At 66.7% G+C, this 19212-nt stretch carries 15 protein-coding genes and 1 pseudogene; 8 read left to right on the forward strand and 8 right to left on the reverse strand.

Annotation, left to right across the window (positions count from 1 at the left end; genetic code table 11):
• Positions 1-18: 18 nt before the first annotated feature.
• Together LMA02_RS28655 and LMA02_RS28660 are read right to left on the reverse strand one after the other, a co-directional pair.
• Complete coding sequence (locus LMA02_RS28655) at positions 19-975, reverse strand: hypothetical protein (RefSeq protein WP_228908463.1); 957 nt, start codon at positions 973-975, stop codon at positions 19-21.
• Positions 947-1264, reverse strand: coding sequence for an H-NS family nucleoid-associated regulatory protein (locus LMA02_RS28660; RefSeq protein WP_228908464.1), 318 nt, complete (start codon positions 1262-1264; stop codon positions 947-949). The genes LMA02_RS28655 and LMA02_RS28660 overlap by 29 nt, the downstream gene beginning before the upstream one ends.
• Before the next feature lie 81 nt (positions 1265-1345).
• On the opposite strand from LMA02_RS28660, the gene LMA02_RS28665 reads away from it, so the two are divergent.
• Both LMA02_RS28665 and LMA02_RS28670 read left to right on the forward strand, forming a co-directional pair.
• Complete coding sequence (locus tag LMA02_RS28665; RefSeq protein WP_228908465.1) at positions 1346-2203, forward strand: response regulator transcription factor; 858 nt, start codon at positions 1346-1348, stop codon at positions 2201-2203.
• Between the two features lie 321 nt (positions 2204-2524).
• Entirely contained in the window at positions 2525-2821 is a 297-nt protein-coding gene (locus LMA02_RS28670; protein ID WP_166721244.1) for a DUF4148 domain-containing protein, read from the forward strand.
• Positions 2822-3064: 243 nt separating this feature from the next.
• Here LMA02_RS28670 and LMA02_RS28675 read toward each other — a convergent pair whose 3' ends face one another.
• Entirely contained in the window at positions 3065-4144 is a 1080-nt protein-coding gene (locus LMA02_RS28675) for a purine-nucleoside phosphorylase (RefSeq protein WP_228908466.1), read from the reverse strand.
• A gap of 396 nt (positions 4145-4540) precedes the next feature.
• The gene (gene selD, locus LMA02_RS28680) at positions 4541-5605 is read right to left on the reverse strand and encodes a selenide, water dikinase SelD (protein ID WP_012366916.1); all 1065 of its coding nucleotides are present in this window, start codon (positions 5603-5605) and stop codon (positions 4541-4543) included.
• A gap of 108 nt (positions 5606-5713) precedes the next feature.
• Here selD and LMA02_RS28685 point away from each other — a divergent pair, with 108 nt between their 5' ends.
• Positions 5714-6550 carry a DMT family transporter gene (locus tag LMA02_RS28685; RefSeq protein ID WP_228908467.1) on the forward strand — a complete coding sequence of 279 codons (837 nt, stop codon included), beginning with the start codon at positions 5714-5716 and terminating at the stop codon, positions 6548-6550.
• Between the two features lie 88 nt (positions 6551-6638).
• Here LMA02_RS28685 and LMA02_RS28690 read toward each other — a convergent pair whose 3' ends face one another.
• Positions 6639-8147 (reverse strand): PLP-dependent aminotransferase family protein, encoded by a 1509-nt coding sequence (locus LMA02_RS28690; protein ID WP_228908468.1) that lies wholly within the window; start codon positions 8145-8147, stop codon positions 6639-6641.
• A gap of 119 nt (positions 8148-8266) precedes the next feature.
• Here LMA02_RS28690 and LMA02_RS28695 point away from each other — a divergent pair, with 119 nt between their 5' ends.
• From LMA02_RS28695 to LMA02_RS28705, 3 genes are all read left to right on the forward strand, one after another.
• On the forward strand, positions 8267-9556 hold the full coding sequence (locus LMA02_RS28695; protein WP_228908469.1) for a 4-aminobutyrate--2-oxoglutarate transaminase: 1290 nt from the start codon (positions 8267-8269) through the stop codon (positions 9554-9556).
• A 90-nt stretch (positions 9557-9646) separates the two neighbouring features.
• Entirely contained in the window at positions 9647-11116 is a 1470-nt protein-coding gene (gene gabD, locus LMA02_RS28700; protein ID WP_228908470.1) for an NADP-dependent succinate-semialdehyde dehydrogenase, read from the forward strand.
• 353 nt (positions 11117-11469) lie between these two features.
• Complete coding sequence (locus LMA02_RS28705; protein WP_228908471.1) at positions 11470-12402, forward strand: hypothetical protein; 933 nt, start codon at positions 11470-11472, stop codon at positions 12400-12402.
• Between the two features lie 60 nt (positions 12403-12462).
• Here LMA02_RS28705 and LMA02_RS28710 read toward each other — a convergent pair whose 3' ends face one another.
• A complete protein-coding gene (locus LMA02_RS28710) occupies positions 12463-14007 on the reverse strand; it encodes a PAS domain-containing methyl-accepting chemotaxis protein (protein ID WP_228908472.1) in 1545 nt (514 codons plus the stop codon).
• Positions 14008-14280: 273 nt separating this feature from the next.
• Positions 14281-15825, reverse strand: coding sequence for a PAS domain-containing methyl-accepting chemotaxis protein (locus LMA02_RS28715; RefSeq protein ID WP_228908473.1), 1545 nt, complete (start codon positions 15823-15825; stop codon positions 14281-14283).
• A 428-nt stretch (positions 15826-16253) separates the two neighbouring features.
• Here LMA02_RS28715 and LMA02_RS28720 point away from each other — a divergent pair, with 428 nt between their 5' ends.
• Positions 16254-16733: a DUF523 domain-containing protein gene (locus LMA02_RS28720; RefSeq protein WP_416378693.1), complete on the forward strand. Its 480-nt coding sequence runs from the start codon at positions 16254-16256 to the stop codon at positions 16731-16733.
• 99 nt (positions 16734-16832) lie between these two features.
• Here LMA02_RS28720 and pcaF read toward each other — a convergent pair.
• A pseudogene (pcaF, locus tag LMA02_RS28725) lies at positions 16833-18047 on the reverse strand (3-oxoadipyl-CoA thiolase).
• Between the two features lie 249 nt (positions 18048-18296).
• Here pcaF and LMA02_RS28730 point away from each other — a divergent pair.
• Entirely contained in the window at positions 18297-19085 is a 789-nt protein-coding gene (locus tag LMA02_RS28730) for an IclR family transcriptional regulator (protein ID WP_165753879.1), read from the forward strand.
• The last annotated feature ends 127 nt before the right edge of the window (positions 19086-19212 follow it).

Below are 19212 nucleotides of genomic sequence, written 5' to 3' on the forward strand. Positions count from 1 at the left end.
CCGCTCGCCCGTGGCGCTTCATCCGCACGCTCCCCGGCCTGACGAGCGCGCGGCGCGGCCGGAGCGCCTCACCACCCGCGCGAGCGCCCTCGCCGCGCCGACGCGTTGCCCGCGCACCTGCCGTCCACAGTGACGTTCGACCACGCCGATCTGGTTGCTGAGGAACGCAATGGTCTGCTCGATCCCGCCGCGTACGCTCGGGTGGCATCGAGCCAGAAGCTGGTATTCCGCCATCAGCGTGCGCGCGAGTTGCCGCCGGCGCTGCACCAGCGCCTGGACATGCTGCAGTTGCGGATCGGCAAGCGGCTCGGCAAACCGGGCGCTTGACGGCGCGTCATCGAGTATGCACGCCAGTTCCGTCATCATTCGCGCATGGGCCCCTTTCCCCTCGAGCGGCAAGTCGAGCGATCGCGCGATGAACGCGCGGGCCTGATGCAGATGGACGACCGCCACGGGCAAGCGTGCCGCCAGCAGCGCGCACGCCGCTGCACACTCGTAGCCACCGGCCGATTCCACCACCACGAGCGCCGGTGACCACTCGGCAATCGCATCGGTCAACGATTCGATGCCGAACGTCTCGTTCCGGTAGCCGAAGACGAGTCGCATCGACGAAGCACACACTTCGATGATCTCGCGCGTCACGCCGACGCCGACGCAAATGCGCTCGGGCACGAGGTCCCCGCCGTCCGGCTGGTTCACGTCCCCGATCATGGACGCCCCCTTCCTGAACGCCACGAGCGGCAGATCGGGGAACCGTTGCGAGAACTGATATAATGAAATTGTAATCTCGAATGGAACCGGTTCCATTTTCGGCCGGGTTCCGTCGATCGTGCGGCCGATCTCCGCCCCCGGGCGTTGAATTGCCAACGATTTGCGGCCGCATCGAAACGGCACGCGGCGGGGGCACCCTCGATGGCAATTCGACGATTTTTTATCGACTTCACGATCAGGATTCCTCATCTTCAGGTTGTTCATGCGATTCCGCGTCGATCAGAAACCGGTCTCGATCCTGACCCCGCAACCATACCGGTTCCCGCCCCACTCCCGACCAGGCCTGCCCCGTTTCCGGGTTGAAGTATTTCACCCGTCGCCGCTTCCCCGACGCACCGCCATGCGCGGGAAACACGTCCTTGACGCCGAATCCGAATTCCTCGATGCACTGCCGGATTTCGAGCAACACCATGGTCGCAATCGCGAGTCGCTCCCGAACCAGTTGCTCCTCGAGCAGCGCCTTCTTTTCCATGAACGACTTGTACACCAGCATGACCTTCCTCCCCGATCGCTTCCCCCAAAATCCCATTGATTTGGATTACTAAAATGCTACGACACTCAATCCGCAGCTTCCATGTTCATGGCTGCCGCGTTCAGAATTGTTGACAATTTCCCGAATGGGACCCATGCGAACATGCGCCGCGGATCGCCGGCCGACATCCGGCTCCAAGCTGGGCGCGAATCCGCCTTATCCGCGTTGCGTCCGGCTCGATATCACCACACGCGACAAATAGGTGCACCCACCATGCACGTTCTATATCTCGAGGACGACACGACGTATGTCGAACTCATCAATTCGATACTGGGAGAGGCGGGACACAGCGTGCATTCCGTCGGCAACGGTCATGAGGCGATCCGCCATCTCGAGCGCACGGTCGTCGATCTGCTGATCCTGGACTGGGAGGTACCGGGCCTGTCCGGCTTCGAAGTGCTCAAATGGGCACGCGAACGGATCGGCGGCACGCTGCCGATCCTGTTCCTGACGATCCGCGCGCACGAAAACGAGATTTTTTCCGCAATCAATGCGGGCGCCGACGACTACATGATCAAGCCGATCAATCATTTCGAATTGCTGGCGCGCATCAACGCATTGCTGCGCCGGGCCTATCAGGGCCGCGATATCCAGCAGGACGTGCTGGACATCGGCATCTACCGGATCGATACGAAGGCGCGTGAGATATGGGTGCACGGCACCCCGGTCAAGCTGACGCCGCGCGAATTCGAACTCGCCGTCCTGCTGTTTCGCCATTTCGGCCGCATCATGCCGCGCGAAGCGCTGATCCGTTCGCTATGGGGACGCGACATGGCCGGCGCGTCCCGCAGCCTCGACACGCACATCTACCGACTGCGCACGAAACTCACGCTTCAGCCGTCGAACGGCGTGCGTCTCAGTGCCGTCTACACGCTCGGCTACCGGATCGAAGCGGTCTGACGGGCGAGCCATTCGATGCGCGGCGCAGAAGAGACCTTTGCGCCGGCGAAGACAATCGCATCAGCCAACGCGCGATACGCGTCGCGCCGCTGTCGCCCTTGCGGCATGGGGGCGCGGCGCGGTTCGCCACCCTGACGGTCGTGTGGAATGCGATTGTTCCGCGCTGACGACAATTCAATTCGCGGCAGTGCCATTTATCGCAGCCGGGCGGGCACCTAGAGTAAACCCTGTCGCGCACCTCGTTGCGCATCGAACAGCCCCGTTTGACGGGACCGGAGCCAGCGCTCACGCGCCAACTCCGACCAACACAGGAGTTACGTCATGAACCGCCGCCACCTTCTCTCCGCCGTCGCCCTCGCACTCGCCGTGTCCGCACCGGCCTTCGCCGATACGAACACCCCGCAAGCCGGCGACTACGGCAACGCGTCGTGGTACACGCAACACAACAACGGTCCGCGCACCCGCGCCGAAGTCAGCGCGGAAGTCGCGCAGGCCCGCCGCGACGGCACGCTGGCCTGGCTGCGCAAGGCGAATTCGTATCCGCAAGGGCTCGAACTCGCGCAAGGCCCGTATCGCTCCATGCCGGAAAGCAACCAGCTCGCAGGCGGGGGCCGGTAAACGTGCAACGCCGCGCAGCGGATGATCCGGTGCGCGGCGTCATGACATCGCTGTCGAACACGCGATGAGTCAGTCAGTCAGTTAGTCAGTTAGTTAGTGCAGGAGCCTGTGATGAACGATCAACTTCCTTCGCCGCTCGATCATTGGGACGACACCACGCCGGTCTGGACACCGTTCCGTTCGGCGCCGCAGTCGTCGCACTGACCGCCACGTCGACGTCCCGCTGATGCCGTCGTACTGCCTTCAACGGCGCGGCACGCCGTCACGCCATTCGCCCCAGTGCGTGACGATATCCTGGACGAGCGGATTGCCCGCGCGGTACAGGTTCTCGGTCGCCGGGGCGAAGCCGCCCTGGTCCGCGTAGTTCAGCAGGTTGTCCGCGCTCGTCTGCCCCGCATACGGCCGGTCGAAGTCGGACCCCGTGCGCAGCACCGCGACGCGCGACAGGTCGACCCGCTTCACGCTCGCCGCGCGCTTGAGCGCTTCATACGTCGCGTTGTCTTCCTGCGCCGTCATGCAGTAGGTGCCCTTGCCGTCGGTCAGAATCTTCGTCCACTGGCGCGCGCGCTCGCCGATCAGCGTGCCCGAGAACCACGTGTTGCCCGATGACGTGTCGCACTGGATCACCGTCGGCGGCCGGTTCGCCGGCGCATACGTGAACTTCGCGCGCGCGGCCTGGGCCTGCGCGCTGTCGGCGAGCACGACGTTGCGCGACAGCGCATACGCGGCATCGGTCAGCTGCGGGTTGAGCTGGAACACTTCGGTGCGGTAGTCGAGCGGCGGCTTGTCGTTCGGACTCTTCGTGTTGATGCCGAGAAAGCCCGTGTTCCAGCCGGCCGGAATCTCACGCGCATCGAGCTCCCACTGCAAGCTGAAATCCACCAGGTACTTCGACCATGCGGCGGAGCCGACCGTGCCTTGCGCGGGGTCGACGCCCGCGATGCCCGAGATCAGGAAATACGTGTGGCGCAGGTCGAAGCGCTGCGAGAACGTGAGCGCCATGATCGTCGCCGACGCGTTCGCATAGCCCATGCCGGTCGTGACCACGCACACGTCCTGCTTGTTGCAGTGGACGTTCGGGTAGTCGGGCGACAGGCCCGGCACGGCGATGTCGCGCCATGGGCCGATACGGTCGAGCCACGCCTGGCCCTCCGGACCGAACATCGTGATGATCATGACCTTGACCGGGCGGCCCTGTGCACCGGTCTCGGCGAATGCGGCGTTGCCCGCGTTGTTGCCCTGGTTGTCCTGCGCGATCGACGGCGCGGTCGCACAGGCCGCGAGCGAGAATGCGGCGGCGGAAAGGATGGAGCGAGTCAGCATCGGCGTTCCTTGTTTCGGGGATGTTGGGTGAGAACGGCTCTCGGAGACTGCGCGAGGGAGTATAGAACGCGCCTGCGCGATGCGGAACCCGACTACGAAACGGCGGGCGGTGCTGTGGTGTCGGTGCGATGCGCGTGCAACGCATGACGGCATCGTCGGAATTCGCGCGCAATTGCGCTGCGTCGGCGTCCGCTGCACGAAAGAACATCAGGAATACTATGCGATCTATCGACACGCCGGCCGTGCTCGCACAACCGCCACGCCAAGCAGCGCAACGGGCCCGACCGACAACGCGATCGTCAGCCCGAACAGGAAGTCGTTCACCGGTCCTCGATGCCTTCGACGGAAGGCATCGATTCTAACCACGTCAAAATGATCCGCGGTATGAATGCGGCGTCAGGCAACGTCGACGCGCGAAGGCCCGTCCACCATCTCGCCGATCACGGCCGCGCGGTCGAAACCGTCGGCGCGGAAGCAGGCGAGCACGTCGTCGACCGCTTCCGGCGCACACGCGACCAGCAGCCCGCCCGACGTCTGCGGATCGGTCAGCAGCGCCTGCGCGACGGGCGGCAGCCCGTCGGCGAGCCGGACGTCGGTGCCGTACGCGGCCCAGTTGCGGCCCGACGCACCGGTAAACACGCCGTCGGCGACGAACGCCTCGACGCCCGCGAGCCACGGCAGCGACGCGTAATGCACGCGGGCGGTGAGGTTCGCGCCGCGCGCGAGCTCCAGCGTGTGGCCGAGCAGCCCGAAGCCCGTGACGTCGGTCAGCGCATGCACGCCGGGCAGCGCGGCGAGCTCGGCGCCCGGCCGGTTCAGCTTGGTGGTCGTCGCGACCATCTGCGCGTAGCCCGCGGCATCGAGCTGGTTCTTCTTCAGCGCGGCCGACAGCACGCCGACGCCGAGCGGCTTGCCGAGCACGAGCACGTCGCCCGCGCGCGCGGCCGCGTTGCGCTTCACGCGCGACGGATGCACGACGCCGATCGCCGCGAGTCCGTAGATCGGCTCGACCGAATCGATCGAATGGCCGCCCGCGACCGGAATGCCGGCCTCCGCGCACACCGATTCACCGCCGCGCAGGATCGCCGCGATCGTCTCGTGCGGCAGCACGTTGATCGGCATCCCGACCAGCGCGAGCGCGAGAATCGGCTTGCCGCCCATCGCGTAGACGTCCGACAGCGCGTTGGTCGCCGCGATGCGGCCGAAGTCGAACGGATCGTCGACGATCGGCATGAAGAAGTCGGTCGTCGCGACGATCGCCTGCTCGTCGTTCAGCCGGTAGACGGCCGCGTCGTCGGAGGTCTCGGTGCCGACCAGCAAATCCGGGAACAACGCCGGCGGCGTCGCCCGCTTCAGCAGCTCGGACAGCACGCCCGGTGCGATCTTGCAGCCGCAGCCGCCCCCGTGCGACAGGCTCGTGAGGCGCGGAACGGCGGGCGGGGTAAGGGTGGCTTCGGTCATCGTCGGCATCCGGTGAATAACAACGTTCCATTATCGACAATTCCGCGCGAGCGCGCCCGATACCCACATAATTGACGGCGCCCACCGCTCCCGCCCCTATCTTCGCTCATGGATCACCTCTTCATCGGCTTCGTGCTGTGCTCCGCGCTGCTGCACGCCATCTGGAATGCCTTCCTCCATGTCAGCGAGGACCGGCTCGTGCAGCTCGGCACGATGTCGTTGCCGTATCTCGCATTCGGCGCGGCCGGCGCCGCGCTGCTGCCCGCGCCGGCGCCGGCCGCGTGGCCGTACATCGCCGCGTCAGCCGCGCTCGAGGTCGCCTACTGTTTCACGCTCGCGCGTGCGTACCGCCACGGCGAGTTCGGCCAGATCTATCCGATCGCGCGCGGGATCTCGCCGCTGCTCGTGTCGATGCTCGCGCTGGCGGCGCTGCACGAGCAACCAACCCCGTTCGGCTTCGCGGGTATCGCGCTGGTGTCGTTCGGCATCATGTCGCTCGCGCTGCGGCGCGGCTTCAGGTTCTCCGGGGAAGGCGTGCCGTATGCGCTGCTCACCGGCGTGTTCATTGCCGCGTATTCGATCTGCGACGGGATCGGTTCGCGCGTGTCCGGCAGCGCGCTCGGCTACATCGCGTGGGTGTACCTGCTGTGGAGCGTGCCGCAGCTCGTGCTGGTCTGCGCGCTGCGCGGCGGCCCGCGCGCGGTGCTCGGTTCGCGCACCGCGCTCACGCAGGGTGCGATCGCCGGCACGATCTCGCTCGCCGCGTACGGAATCGTGATCCTCGCGTACCGGCACCTGCCGGTCGCGACGGTTTCGGCGCTGCGCGAGACGAGCTCGATCTTCGCGGTCGCGATCGGCTGGTTCGTGATGCGCGAGCGGCCCGGCGCGCAGCGGCTCGCCGCATGCGCGCTGGTGGTCGCAGGCGCGGCGCTGATCCGGCTTTGAGCCAGCGGAGGCGCGCCGCGCGGCGCAAGCGCCGGCCTCGCCTCGACAACCCGCACCACGCCGCGACAGTGCCGTCGCAACGCCCCCGTCAAGCTGGCGCAACGATCTCGCCGAACGCCCGCTCGTCGATCGCCTCGGCGAGCGTCGCGAACGCCGTCGCGATTTCGTCTTCCGGCACGCACGCATAGCCGAGCAGCAACCCCGACGCCGCGCGTTCGCGCTCCGCGTAGTAGCCGGACAGCGGCCGCACGACGATATTGCGTTCGAGCGCGGCCTGCGCGACCGCGCGATCGTCGACCCCGTCCGGCAGCCGCGTGACGAGATGCAGCCCGGCGTCGCTGCCGAGTGCGTGCAGCGTATCGCCGTAGCGGCGCGCGACCGCATCGAGCAGCACTTCGCGGCGCTGCCCGTACAGCGTGCGCATCTTGCGGATATGCGACACGAAGTGCCCTTCCGCGATGAACTCGGCGAGCACGGCCTGCTGCAGCAGCTGACCCTCGCGGTACAACTCGGCGCTCGCGGTCGCGAAGCTTTCCGCGAGCGGCTCCGGCGCGACCAGATAGCCGACCCGCAGCCCCGGGAACAGCGTCTTGCCGAAACTGCCGACGTAGATCACCTGCCCGGCCGTATCGAGCCCCTGCAGCGACGCGAGCGGCCGGCTGCCGTAGCGGAATTCGCTGTCGTAGTCGTCCTCGATGATCCAGCAGCCGTGCTGGCGCGCGTATTCGAGCAGCATCCGCCGCCGCGCGAGGCTCATCACCATCCCGAGCGGATACTGGTGCGACGGCGTGACGAGCATCAGCTTCGGCGGCTCGGCAAGATCGACGGCCGATGGCGCGATCCCCTCGTCGTCGACCGGAATCGGCCGCGTGGTCAGCCCCGACACGTTCAGCACGCTGCGCACGCCCCAGTAGCACGGATCCTCGGTCCAGATGGCGTCGCCCGGATCGGTCAGGAGCCGCACCGCGAGGTCGATCGACTGGTGGATGCCGGTCGTGATCACGATCTGCTCGGGCGTGCAGCGCACCGAGCGCGACGTGCGCAGGTAGTCGGCCAGCGCCTCGCGCAACAGCGCGAGTCCGCCGCCCGGCGCGTAGGTCAGCAGGTCCGGGCGCAGGCGCCGCCAGTACTTGTTGTGCAGCCGCGTCCACACGCGCGCCGGAAAGCGCGACACATCGGGCACGCCCGGCATGAACGCGCCGCCCTGGCGCTTCGACACACCCGCGCCTTCGACGAGCCGCGTGCCGCGCACGGACAGCCGCCGCGCGGACGATGGCACCACCGCCGGGCCGGCGGCCGGATCGGGCGGTGCGCCGACGATCTCGTCCGGCGCGCTGTCGGCGACGAAGGTGCCGCGCCCCGTGGCCGAGTTCACATAGCCTTCGAGCGCAAGCTGTTCGTAAACCTGCGTGACCGTGTTGCGGGCGATCCCGAGCTCGGCCGCGAGCAGCCGCGACGACGGCACGCGCGTGCCGGCCGGCAGTTCGCGCGACAGGATCGCCTGCTGCAGCAGCCGATGCAGCTGTCGGTAGATCGGCTGTTCGCCGCCGCGCACGAGGCGCTGCGCCAGCCAGTCCGACAACACGCTTGCGCGCATGATTGGCTCCTGATTATTTATTGAAATGGCTCTGATTGTCAGAGCCAAATGTGATTATAGTCGCCTCCATGGGCTGCCAACGCGGCCGATTTTTATCCCACCGGACAGACATCAAGGAGATGACCGTGAAGAATGCCGACCTGCAGGCCCGCAAGAACGCCGCCACCCCGCGCGGCGTCGGCGTGATGTGTGATTTCTACGCAGCCCGCGCCGAGAATGCGGAGCTGTGGGATGTCGAAGGCCGCCGCTTCATCGATTTCGCCGCCGGCATCGCGGTGCTGAACACGGGCCATCGCCACCCGAAGATCGTCAAGGCGATCGCGGAGCAACTGAACAGCTTCACGCACACCGCTTACCAGATCGTCCCGTACGCGTCGTACGTTGAGCTGGCCGAGAAGATCAACGAACGCGCGCCGGGCGACTTCCCGAAAAAGACTGCCTTCTTCACGACCGGCGCCGAAGCCGTCGAGAACGCGATCAAGATCGCACGCGCCGCGACCGGCCGTCCGGGTGTCATCGCGTTCTCGGGCGGCTTCCACGGCCGCACGATGATGGGCATGGCGCTGACCGGCAAGGTCGCCCCGTACAAGCTGAACTTCGGCCCGTTCCCGGGCGACGTGTTCCACGCCCCGTACCCGAACGCGCTGCACGGCGTGACGACGGCCGACTCGATCAAGGCGATCGAGATGCTGTTCAAGGCCGACATCGATCCGAAGCGCGTCGCCGCGATCATCTTCGAACCGGTCCAGGGCGAAGGCGGCTTCTACGCGGCGCCGGTCGAGTTCGTGCGCGCGCTGCGCAAGATCTGTAACGAACACGGCATCCTGCTGATCGCCGACGAAGTGCAAACGGGCTTCGCCCGCACCGGCAAGCTGTTCGCGATGCAGCACTACGACGTGCTGGCCGACCTGATCACGATGGCGAAGAGCCTCGCGGGCGGCATGCCGCTGTCGGGCGTCGTCGGCCGTGCCGACGTGATGGATGCGGCGGCTCCCGGCGGCCTCGGCGGCACCTACGCGGGCAACCCGCTGGCGGTCGCATCGGCGCACGCGGTGCTCGAAATCATCGACGAAGAGCAGCTGTGCGAGCGTGCGACGCAACTCGGCGACGTGCTGAAGGCGAAGCTGAATTCGCTGCAGGCCGACGTGCCGCAGATCGCCGACGTGCGCGGCCCGGGCGCGATGATCGCGGTCGAGTTCCTGAAGCCGGGTTCGGGCGAGCCGGACGCCGACTTCACGAAGCGCGTGCAGGCGCGTGCGCTCGAGCGCGGGCTGCTGCTGCTCGTGTGCGGCGTGTACTCGAACGTCGTGCGCTTCCTGTTCCCGCTGACGATTCCGCAGGCCGTGTTCGACGAAGCGCTCGTGATCCTCGAGGAAGTGCTGAAGGAGACGGTCGGCGTGCCGGCCTGAGTTCCCGCCGACTTCAACTGATTGCGCCGCCGCCGTCTTCACGACGGCGGCGGCCGTTTCATCCGTCCTTTTTCAAAGCAGGCTATTCATATGAGCACGGTTCAGGAAACCCTGGCACTGAAAGACCCGTCGCTGTTCCGCCAGCAGGCGTACGTCAACGGCGAATGGCAAGGCGCGGCGAACGGCGAGTCGTTCGAAGTCCGCAACCCGGCGACCGGCGGCCTGCTCGGCACCGTGCCGGCGATGGGCACGGCCGAGACGCGTCATGCGATCGAAGCCGCGAACGCCGCATGGCCGGCGTGGCGCAAGAAGACCGCGAAGGAGCGCGCGGCGATCCTGCGCAAGTGGCATGACCTGATGATGGAAAACGCCGACGACCTCGCGCTGATCCTGACCACCGAGCAGGGCAAGTCGCTGGCCGAGGCGAAGGGCGAGATCGGCTACGCGGCATCGTTCCTCGAGTGGTTCGCGGAAGAAGGCAAGCGCGTGTACGGCGACACGATCCCGACGCCGGCGAGCGACAAGCGCATCGTCGTGACGAAGGAAGCGATCGGCGTGTGCGCGGCGATCACGCCGTGGAACTTCCCGGCGGCGATGATCACCCGCAAGGTCGGCCCCGCGCTCGCGGCAGGCTGCCCGATCGTCGTGAAGCCGGCCGAAGCGACGCCGTTCTCCGCGCTCGCGATGGCCGTGCTGGCCGAGCGCGCGGGCGTGCCGGCCGGCGTGTTCAGCGTCGTCACGGGCGACCCGAAGGCGATCGGCGGCGAGCTGACGTCGAACCCGATCGTGCGCAAGCTGTCGTTCACCGGCTCGACGCCGGTCGGCCGCCTGCTGATGGCGCAATGCGCGGCGACGGTCAAGAAGGTGTCGCTGGAGCTCGGCGGCAACGCGCCGTTCATCGTGTTCGACGATGCCGATCTCGATGCGGCCGTGCAGGGCGCGATCGCATCGAAGTACCGCAACAGCGGCCAGACGTGCGTGTGCACGAACCGCTTCTACGTGCACGAAGCCGTGTACGACCAGTTCGCGCAGAAGCTCGCGGCGGCGGTCGGCCAGTTGAAGGTCGGGCGCGGCACGGAGCCGGGCGTCACGCAGGGTCCGCTGATCAACGAAGCGGCCGTGCTGAAGGTCGAGGCGCACATCGAGGACGCGCTCGCGAAGGGCGCGACCGTCGTGACGGGCGGCAAGCGCCATGCGCTCGGCCACGGCTTCTTCGAGCCGACCGTGCTGACGGGCGTCACGCCGGCGATGAAGGTCGCGAAGGAAGAGACGTTCGGGCCGCTCGCGCCGCTGTTCAAGTTCAGCAGCGACGACCAGGTGATCCGCCTCGCGAACGACACCGAGTTCGGCCTGGCCGCCTACTTCTTCAGTCGCGACATCGGCCGCGTGTGGAAGGTCGCCGAAGCGCTCGAATACGGGATGGTCGGCGTGAACACGGGCCTGATCTCGAACGAAGTCGCGCCGTTCGGCGGCGTCAAGCAGTCGGGCCTCGGCCGCGAAGGCTCGCACTACGGCATCGACGACTACGTCGTGATCAAGTACCTCTGCCTGGCCGTCTGATGGTTCGAGGCCTGTCGCGTTCGTGACAGGCCTGACCGCCCGGCCGGAACCGGGCGGTCACGACGCGGGCCGGTGCCCCTCTCCGCCGTGTCCGCGTCGCCTCCTTCCCGCGTGCGATGTCGGCATGCTTCATGTGCGCGATGTCGATCCCGCGTCGGCCGAACGTCATACCGTTCGGCAATTTCGTCCCAGTCTGATTTCTCGTTGCGCTGCCACCCGCTAGATTGAGCGTTCTACCCCGCTCCGGTTTGCCCGCGCATGAACCCTTCTCCCGTCCGCCCGCCCCGCGTCCTCACCGCACTGCGTCCTCCCGCTCGCCCGGGCGTCGCTCCTTGCATGCATGGAGCCCGCGCATGATCGCGAGAACATCGGGTTCGGCGGGAAAGCCCGGCGGCACGAGCAATCACCAGCCGTTCAACATCGTCTACGACGGGCCCGCGCTCGGCGAGCACCGGATGGACGTGCGCGACCTCGCGCCGGTGCTGCTCGCGATCGCCGACCTGTTCTCGTGCGCGAACAAGGAACTCAATGGCGAGCACTCCGAGGTGCGTCTCGAGGTCAGGGGCAGCTTCAAGGCCGGCTCGTTCCACGCCGAACTGATCTTCGTGCAGTCGCTCGCGAGCCAGATCCGCGATCTGTTCGCGGGGCCGAACGCCAATGCGTTCAGCAACGCGCTGGCGATCCTCGCCGCACTGGGGATCGTCGGAGGCGGCGGCCTGATCGGCCTCATCCGCACGCTGCGCGGACGCAAACCGCATCGCACCGAGCCGGAGGGAACGAACGTCCGGATCTGGATCTCGGAGCACGAATGCTTCGTCGTCGATGAACCCATCGTCCGGCTGTACCGGAACCGGGCCATTCGCGTGAACCTGCAGAAAGTGCTGTCGCCGCTCGAACGCGACGGCATCGACCGCTTCGGCATCGTGCGCGACGACACCGTCGAACTCTCGATCGAGTGCGACGAACTCGATACGTTCACGAGCAGCGACGATCCCGGCGAAGTGGTCACCGACACCGTCGCGCTCAAGATGCTGAAGCTCGAATCCGTCGTGTTCAAGGACGGCAACAAATGGCGCGTGCACGACGGCACGTCGGCGTTCTTTGCCGCACTGGACGACGAGCAGTTCATCGCGAAGGTCGATGCCGGCGAGCGCTTCGGAAAGGGCGACGTGCTGATCGTCGATCTGCGTCAAACGCAGATCATCACCGACGAGGGGCTTCGCAACGAATACCGGATCGTCAAGGTTCGCGAGCACCGGGCGCCGCTGCAACCGGCGCTGATTTGATCCTTGCCGTGGTAGGAGGCGATGCGCGGGCAGCTCCTGCGACGAGCCCGCGCCCCGCTTTCAACGAAACACGTTCACCGCATCCACCAGCCGCGTCGCCTGCTGCTTGAGGCTTTCCGACGCCGCCGTGCTTTGCTCGACCAGCGCCGCGTTCTGCTGCGTGATGTTGTCCAGATGCACGACCGCCTGATCGACCTGCGCGACGCCGGTGCTCTGCTCGGCCGTCGACGAGCTGATTTCCGCGATCAGGTCCGACACCCGCTTCACCTGCGTGACGATGTCCTCCATCGTCTTGCCGGCGCCATCAACGATGCGTGCGCCGGATTCGACCCGGTCGACGCTCGCGCCGATCAACGTCTTGATTTCCTTCGCCGCGTTCGCGCTGCGCTGCGCGAGCGCCCGTACCTCGCCCGCGACCACCGCGAAACCGCGCCCCTGATCGCCCGCGCGCGCCGCTTCGACCGCCGCGTTCAGCGCGAGAATGTTGGTCTGGAACGCGATCCCGTCGATCACGCCGATGATGTCGGAAATCTTGCGCGAGCTCGCCGTGATGTCGTTCATCGTCGCGACGACTTCGCTCACCGCCTGCCCGCCGCGCTCGGCTGCATCGCTCGCGGACACCGACAACTGGTTCGCCTGCAGCGCCGTCTCCGCATTGCTCGACACCGTGGCCGTCATCTCGGCCATCGACGCGGCCGTCTGCTGCACGCTGGTCGACGCCTGTTCGGTACGCGCGCTCAGGTCGTTGTTGCCTTGCGCGATCTCGTTGCTCGCGCGCTGCACGTTGTGCACCTGCTCGCTGACGTCGTCGACGAGCCAGCGGAACATCAGCCCGAGCTGGTTGATCGTGCGCAGCGTCATGCCGATCTCGTCGACGCGGTTCATCGCGACGCCGGTGCGGCTCTCGCCGGTCGCGACGCGCAACGCCTGATCGCGCAACTGCATCAGCGGTCGCGCGATCTGCGCGTCGAGCCACAGCCCGGCCGCAACCGATACGCCGGCCGTCGCCGCCGCAAACACGGCCAGCCCGCCGCCAGTCAGCCCGCAGGCCCAGCCTGCGCCGACGACGGCCGGCGCCAGCATGCACAGCGTCGAATGCAGCCGCGCCCGTACCGACATCGTCTGGAACAGCGACGCGACGCGCATCAGCCCGGTCCGGACGATCAGCCCCTTGTGGAAACGGCGGTTGCCGGCCTTGCCTTCGCGGAACGCGCGATACAGCGCGTCGGCCGCCGCGATCTCGTCGCGCGACGCCTTCGTGCGCACCGACATGTAACCCGTCGGCTGCCCGTTGCGCATCACCGGCACCGTATTCGAGCGCACCCAGTAGTGATCGCCGTTCTTGCGGCGGTTCTTCACGAGTGCGGTCCACGGTTCACCGTTCTGCAGCGTCGCCCACATGTCGGCGAACGCCTCCTTCGGCATGTCCGGGTGCCGCACGACGTTGTGCGGCTGACCTTCGATCTCCTCCGGGGAAAATCCGCTGACCTGGATGAACGCGGCGTTCGCGTACTTGATGTAACTGTCCGCGTCGGTGGTCGACATCAGTGTCGCGTCGTCGGGAAATTCGAATTCGCGTTGCGTGACAGGCTGGTTATTGCGCATGGTGTGGAGTTCCGGGTTGCGGATCTTGCGTCCGCTTGTGGATGGGATCGAGACCGTACGCAGCGCGGTCGGCCCGCATGCGTTCGATCACACTCCTGCGCTTTCGGCAAATCTGACGAAAACATTATGCCGGGCACGGGTAAATATGCATTAGATTTGCATCATCTTGATTCAGCCGAACACTTTGTTTATACGTGAATCAAAAAATCCGTTTTTATCCGATACCCATTCGAATCTCGTCAAATCGGAAACCCGGAGATTCGCCGCCGACGATTACCGAAACACGTTCACCGCATCCACCAGCCGCGTCGCCTGCTGCTTGAGGTTTTCCGACGCCGCCGCGCTTTGTTCGACGAGTGCCGCGTTCTGCTGCGTGATGTTGTCCAGATGCACGACCGCCTGGTCGACCTGCGCGACGCCGGTGCTCTGCTCGGCCGTCGACGAACTGATTTCCGCGATCAGATCCGACACCCGCTTCACCTGCGTGACGATGTCCTCCATCGTCCTGCCCGCATCGTCGACCCGCCGGGCACCCGACTCGACCCGGTCGACGCTCGCGCCGATCAACGTCTTGATTTCCTTCGCCGCGTTCGCGCTGCGCTGCGCGAGCGCCCTCACCTCGCCGGCAACCACCGCGAAACCGCGCCCCTGTTCGCCCGCGCGTGCCGCTTCGACGGCCGCGTTCAGCGCAAGGATGTTGGTCTGGAACGCGATCCCGTCGATCACGCCGATGATGTCGGCGATCTTGCGCGAGCTGTCGGTGATGTCGCGCATCGTCGTGACGACCTCGCTCACCGCCTGCCCGCCGCGCTCGGCCGCGTCGCTCGCGGACACCGCAAAGCGGTTCGCCTGCAGCGCGGTCTCCGCATTGCTGTCGACGGTGGCGGTCATCTCGGCCATCGATGCGGCCGTCTGCTGCACGCTCGACGCGGCCTGTTCGGTGCGCGCGCTCAGGTCGTTGTTGCCCTGGGCGATCTCGTTGCTCGCGCGCTGCACGTTGTGCACCTGCTCGCTGACGTCGTCGACGAGCCAGCGGAACATCAGCCCGAGCTGATTGATCGTGCGCAGCGTCATGCCGATCTCATCGACCCGGTTCATCCGCACGCCGCGCCGGCTTTCGCCGGTCGCGACGTTCAGCGCCTGGTCATGCAGCTGCTTCAGCGGACGCACGATCTGCGCATCGAGCCACAGCCCGGCCGCCACCGACACACCGGCCGTCGCGGCCGCAAACGCCGCGAGCCCGCCACCGGTCAGCCCGCAGGCCCAGCCCGCGCCGACGACGGCCGGCGCCAGCACGCACAGCGCCGCATGAACGCGCGCGCGCACCGACATCGTCTGCGGCAGCGACGCGATGCGCAGCAGCCCGGTCCGGACGATCAAGCCCTTGTGGAAGCGGCGCTGGCCCGCCTTGCCTTCGCGGAACGCGCGATACAGCGCGTCGGCTGCCGCGATCTCGTCGCGCGGCGCCCGGGTGCGCACCGACATATAGCCATGCGGCGCGCCGTTGCGCATCACGGGCACCGCGTTCGCGCGCACCCAGTAATGGTCGCCGTTCTTGCGGCGGTTCTTCACGAGCGCGGTCCACGGTTCACCGTTCTTCAGCGTCGCCCACATGTCGGCGAACGCCTCCTTCGGCATGTCCGGGTGCCGCACGACGTTGTGCGGCTGGCCGACGAGTTCGTCGGTCGAGAAGCCGCTCACATGCGCGAACGTGGTGTTCGCGTACGTGATGATGCTGTCGGCATCGGTGGTCGACATCAGCGTGACGTCGTCGGGGAATTCGAATTCTTGTTGGGTGACAGGCTGGTTGTTGCGCATGCAGGGCTCCGAAAAGCGGATCCGGACGCAGGACCCGCGCGGCGCGAAAATCACGCTCAGTAGCCGAAAAACGGTTTATCGCTTCACGACGGTCTCGATCTAACTGTCGGCAATTTCCGGAAAAACCTTAATCTGGATGCGCGTAAAATATCGAATTCGGTCTTCAGGATGATTTCGATCAAATAATCCCGCGAAATCCCGCGCTAATCGCGTCCGGCGCTTGGCGGATGCAGTCCGACTGCGTTACGCGATAACGTCAAACGACGCACCAATCCAGGCAGCCGTTGCACGCGGCAAAACGATTCAGCCTGATCGGCTTCATTCAACCGGCATTCGAACGTATTTCCATTCGCTCAACACCGCCAACACGGAGAACGACATTGCAGAACGCGCCGCAGCCGCCGGCCACGCCGAAGATCCTCGTCAGCATGTGCGTGCTCGGACACCCCGTCCGATACAACGGCTCGGCGAAGACCGCCGCGCACGAAACGCTCGCACGGTGGCAGCGCGAAGGGCGTCTGGTGCCCGTGTGTCCGGAACTCGCAGGGGGCATGAGCGTGCCGCGTCCGCCCGCCGAAATCGCGAACGGCGAATCGGGGCAACGCGTTCTGGCAGGTGCCGCGCGCATCGTCGACGTGCACGGTACCGACGTGACAGCGCAGTTCGTCGACGGTGCGCAGACCGCGCTCGCGCTGGCACGCGCGCACGATTGCCGCTTCGCGATCCTGGCGGACGGGAGTCCTTCGTGCGGAAGCCGTTTCATTTACGACGGGAGTTTTGCGGGTCGGCGGCATGCCGGCGCCGGTGTGACGGCGGCGCTGCTGCGCCAGCATGGCGTCGAGGTATTCGCGGACACCGAGATCGACGCGCTCGCCGCGCGCCTCGCGCGACAATCGCCCGCTGAATGACGATGTGGCCGGCACGAAGATCGCGCGCGGCCACATCGTCCGAAAAGGGAACACGGTGAAGCGGCGCGCATGCCGCGCGCGCTTCACCGCATCACGCGATCACACGCGTTCGATCGCGATCGCGATGCCCTGGCCGACGCCGATGCACATCGTGCACAGCGCGAAGCGGCCGTTGGTGCGATGCAGCTGGTACATCGCGGTCGTGACCAGACGCGCGCCCGACGCGCCGAGCGGATGGCCGAGCGCGATCGCGCCGCCGTTGGGGTTCACGCGAGGATCATCGTCGGCGACGCCGAGCATGCGCAGCACCGCAAGACCCTGCGATGCGAACGCTTCGTTCAGCTCGATCACGTCGAACTGGTCGATCGTCATCCCGAGCCGCGCGAGCAGCTTCTGCGTGGCCGGCGCGGGGGCCGATGCCCATCACGCGCGGCGCGGACGCCGGCCGTCGCGATGCCGAGCACGCGGGGCGCGCGGGCGTCAGGCCGAAGCGCTTCGCGGTAGCCTCGTTCGCGAGGAGCAGCGCAGCGGCGCCGTCGTTGACACCCGACGCGTTTGCCGGCCGTCACCGAGCCGTCCGGACGCACGACGCCCTTCAGCTTCGCGAGCGTCTCGAGCGACGTTTTCGCGCGGATGCTCGTCACGCGAAAAGACAACCGGATCGCCCTTCTTCTGCGGAATCGTGGACCGACACGATTTCCTCGGCGAGCGTGCCGTCCTGCTGCGCACGCGCGGGCCTTCTGCTGGCTGCGCAGCGCGAAACAGATCCTGATCGGCGCGGCTGATGTTGTAGTCGACCGCGACGTTCTCGCCCGTCTCCGGCATCGAATCCACGCCATGCAGCTGTTTCATCAGCGGATTGACGAAACGCCAGCCGATCGTCGTGTCGTAGATGTCGGCCTGGCGCGCGAAACGCGCTGGCGGCCTTGCCCATCACGAAACGGCGCGCGCGCGTCATGCTTTTCGGACGCCGCCGGCCACCATCAGCGCGGCCCTCGCCCGACTTGATCGCGCGTGCTGCCACGCCGACCGCGTCCATCCCGGAAACCGCACAGGCGGTTGATCGTCGAAACCCGGCCACGCCCCTCCGGCAGGCCCCGCGAGCAGCGCGGACATGCGCGCGACGTTTGCGGTTGTCCTCGCCGGCCTGGTTCGCGCAGCCATAGATCACGTCGTCGATCGCCGTCCCAGTCGACGTCGCGGTTTGCGCTCGACGAGCGCCTTGAGCGGCACCGCGCCGAGGTCGTCGGCGCGCCACGCCGGACAGCGCAACCGCCGTAACGGCCGATCGGGGTACGAAATCGCATCACACAGAAAAAGCTTCGGTCATCAGTGTCTCCGGTCTCATGCAAGGCTGGGGAAGTGAAAGAAAAACGCGCCCCCTTGCATTGCCCGCCGGGATGCGCTTAAAATGTTTCTATATACGAACATAAGATCGTGTATCGAACGTTCAACGCATCATAGGGAGTGCGGGGACGACCTGTCAAGCGCCCGGTCAGCGGGGCGGTTGGCGTGTCAGGCCCCATGCGCTATCTTCTCGGCTGCACGACAATCCGACCGTTCATGACAACCGAAGACATCCAGACGAAACCCGGCGACTCCTATGTGCAGTCGTTCGCGCGGGGCCTCGCGGTGATCCGCGCGTTCGACGCCCAGCGCCCGGAGCAGACGCTCACCGAGGTCGCCTCGGCCACCGGGCTCACCCGCGCGGGCGCGCGCCGGATCCTGCTGACGCTGCAGACGCTCGGCTACGTCGAGGCCGACGGCCGGCTGTTCCGGCTCACGCCGAAGATCCTCGAGCTCGGCTTCGCGTATCTCACGTCGATGCCGTTCTGGAATCTCGCCGATCCGGTGATGGAGCAATTGTCCGCGCAGATCCACGAAAGCTGCTCGGCCGCCGTGCTCGACCGCACCGAGATCGTCTACGTGCTGCGCGTGCCGACCCGCAAGATCATGACGATCAACCTGTCGATCGGCAGCCGCCTGCCCGCGTACTGCACGTCGATGGGCCGCGTGCTGCTGTCCGCGCTCGACGACGCGGCGCTCGACGAAACGCTCGCGCAGAGCAACATCCGTGCGCACACACCCCGCACGATCACCGACATCGGCGAGTTGAAGGCGACGATCGCGCAGGCGCGCCAGCAAGGCTGGGCCGTGGTCGACCAGGAACTGGAAGTGGGCCTGATGTCGATTTCCGCGCCGATCCGTAACCGGCGCGGGCAGGTGATCGCCGCGATGAACATCAGCGGTAACGCGCAGCGGCATACCGCGAAGCAGATGGTGAAGGAGTTTCTCGGGCCGCTGCAGCAGGCCGCGCAGACGGTGTCGGAGCTGGTGGCACGGCGCGGGTGAGTGGGCCTGGCGGACCGGCAGGCGCGTGCGGGACGTTTCCCCCGCAGCCGGGGCGCCGCGGTGTGCTGCCTCGATTGTCGTGTCGGCGATACGACAATTCGCACATAAAAAGACGGGCGGCATGCGC

Origin of the sequence: Burkholderia sp. B21-005 (assembly GCF_020843965.1) — a bacterium.
Taxonomy (GTDB): Bacteria; Pseudomonadota; Gammaproteobacteria; order Burkholderiales; family Burkholderiaceae; genus Burkholderia; species Burkholderia ambifaria.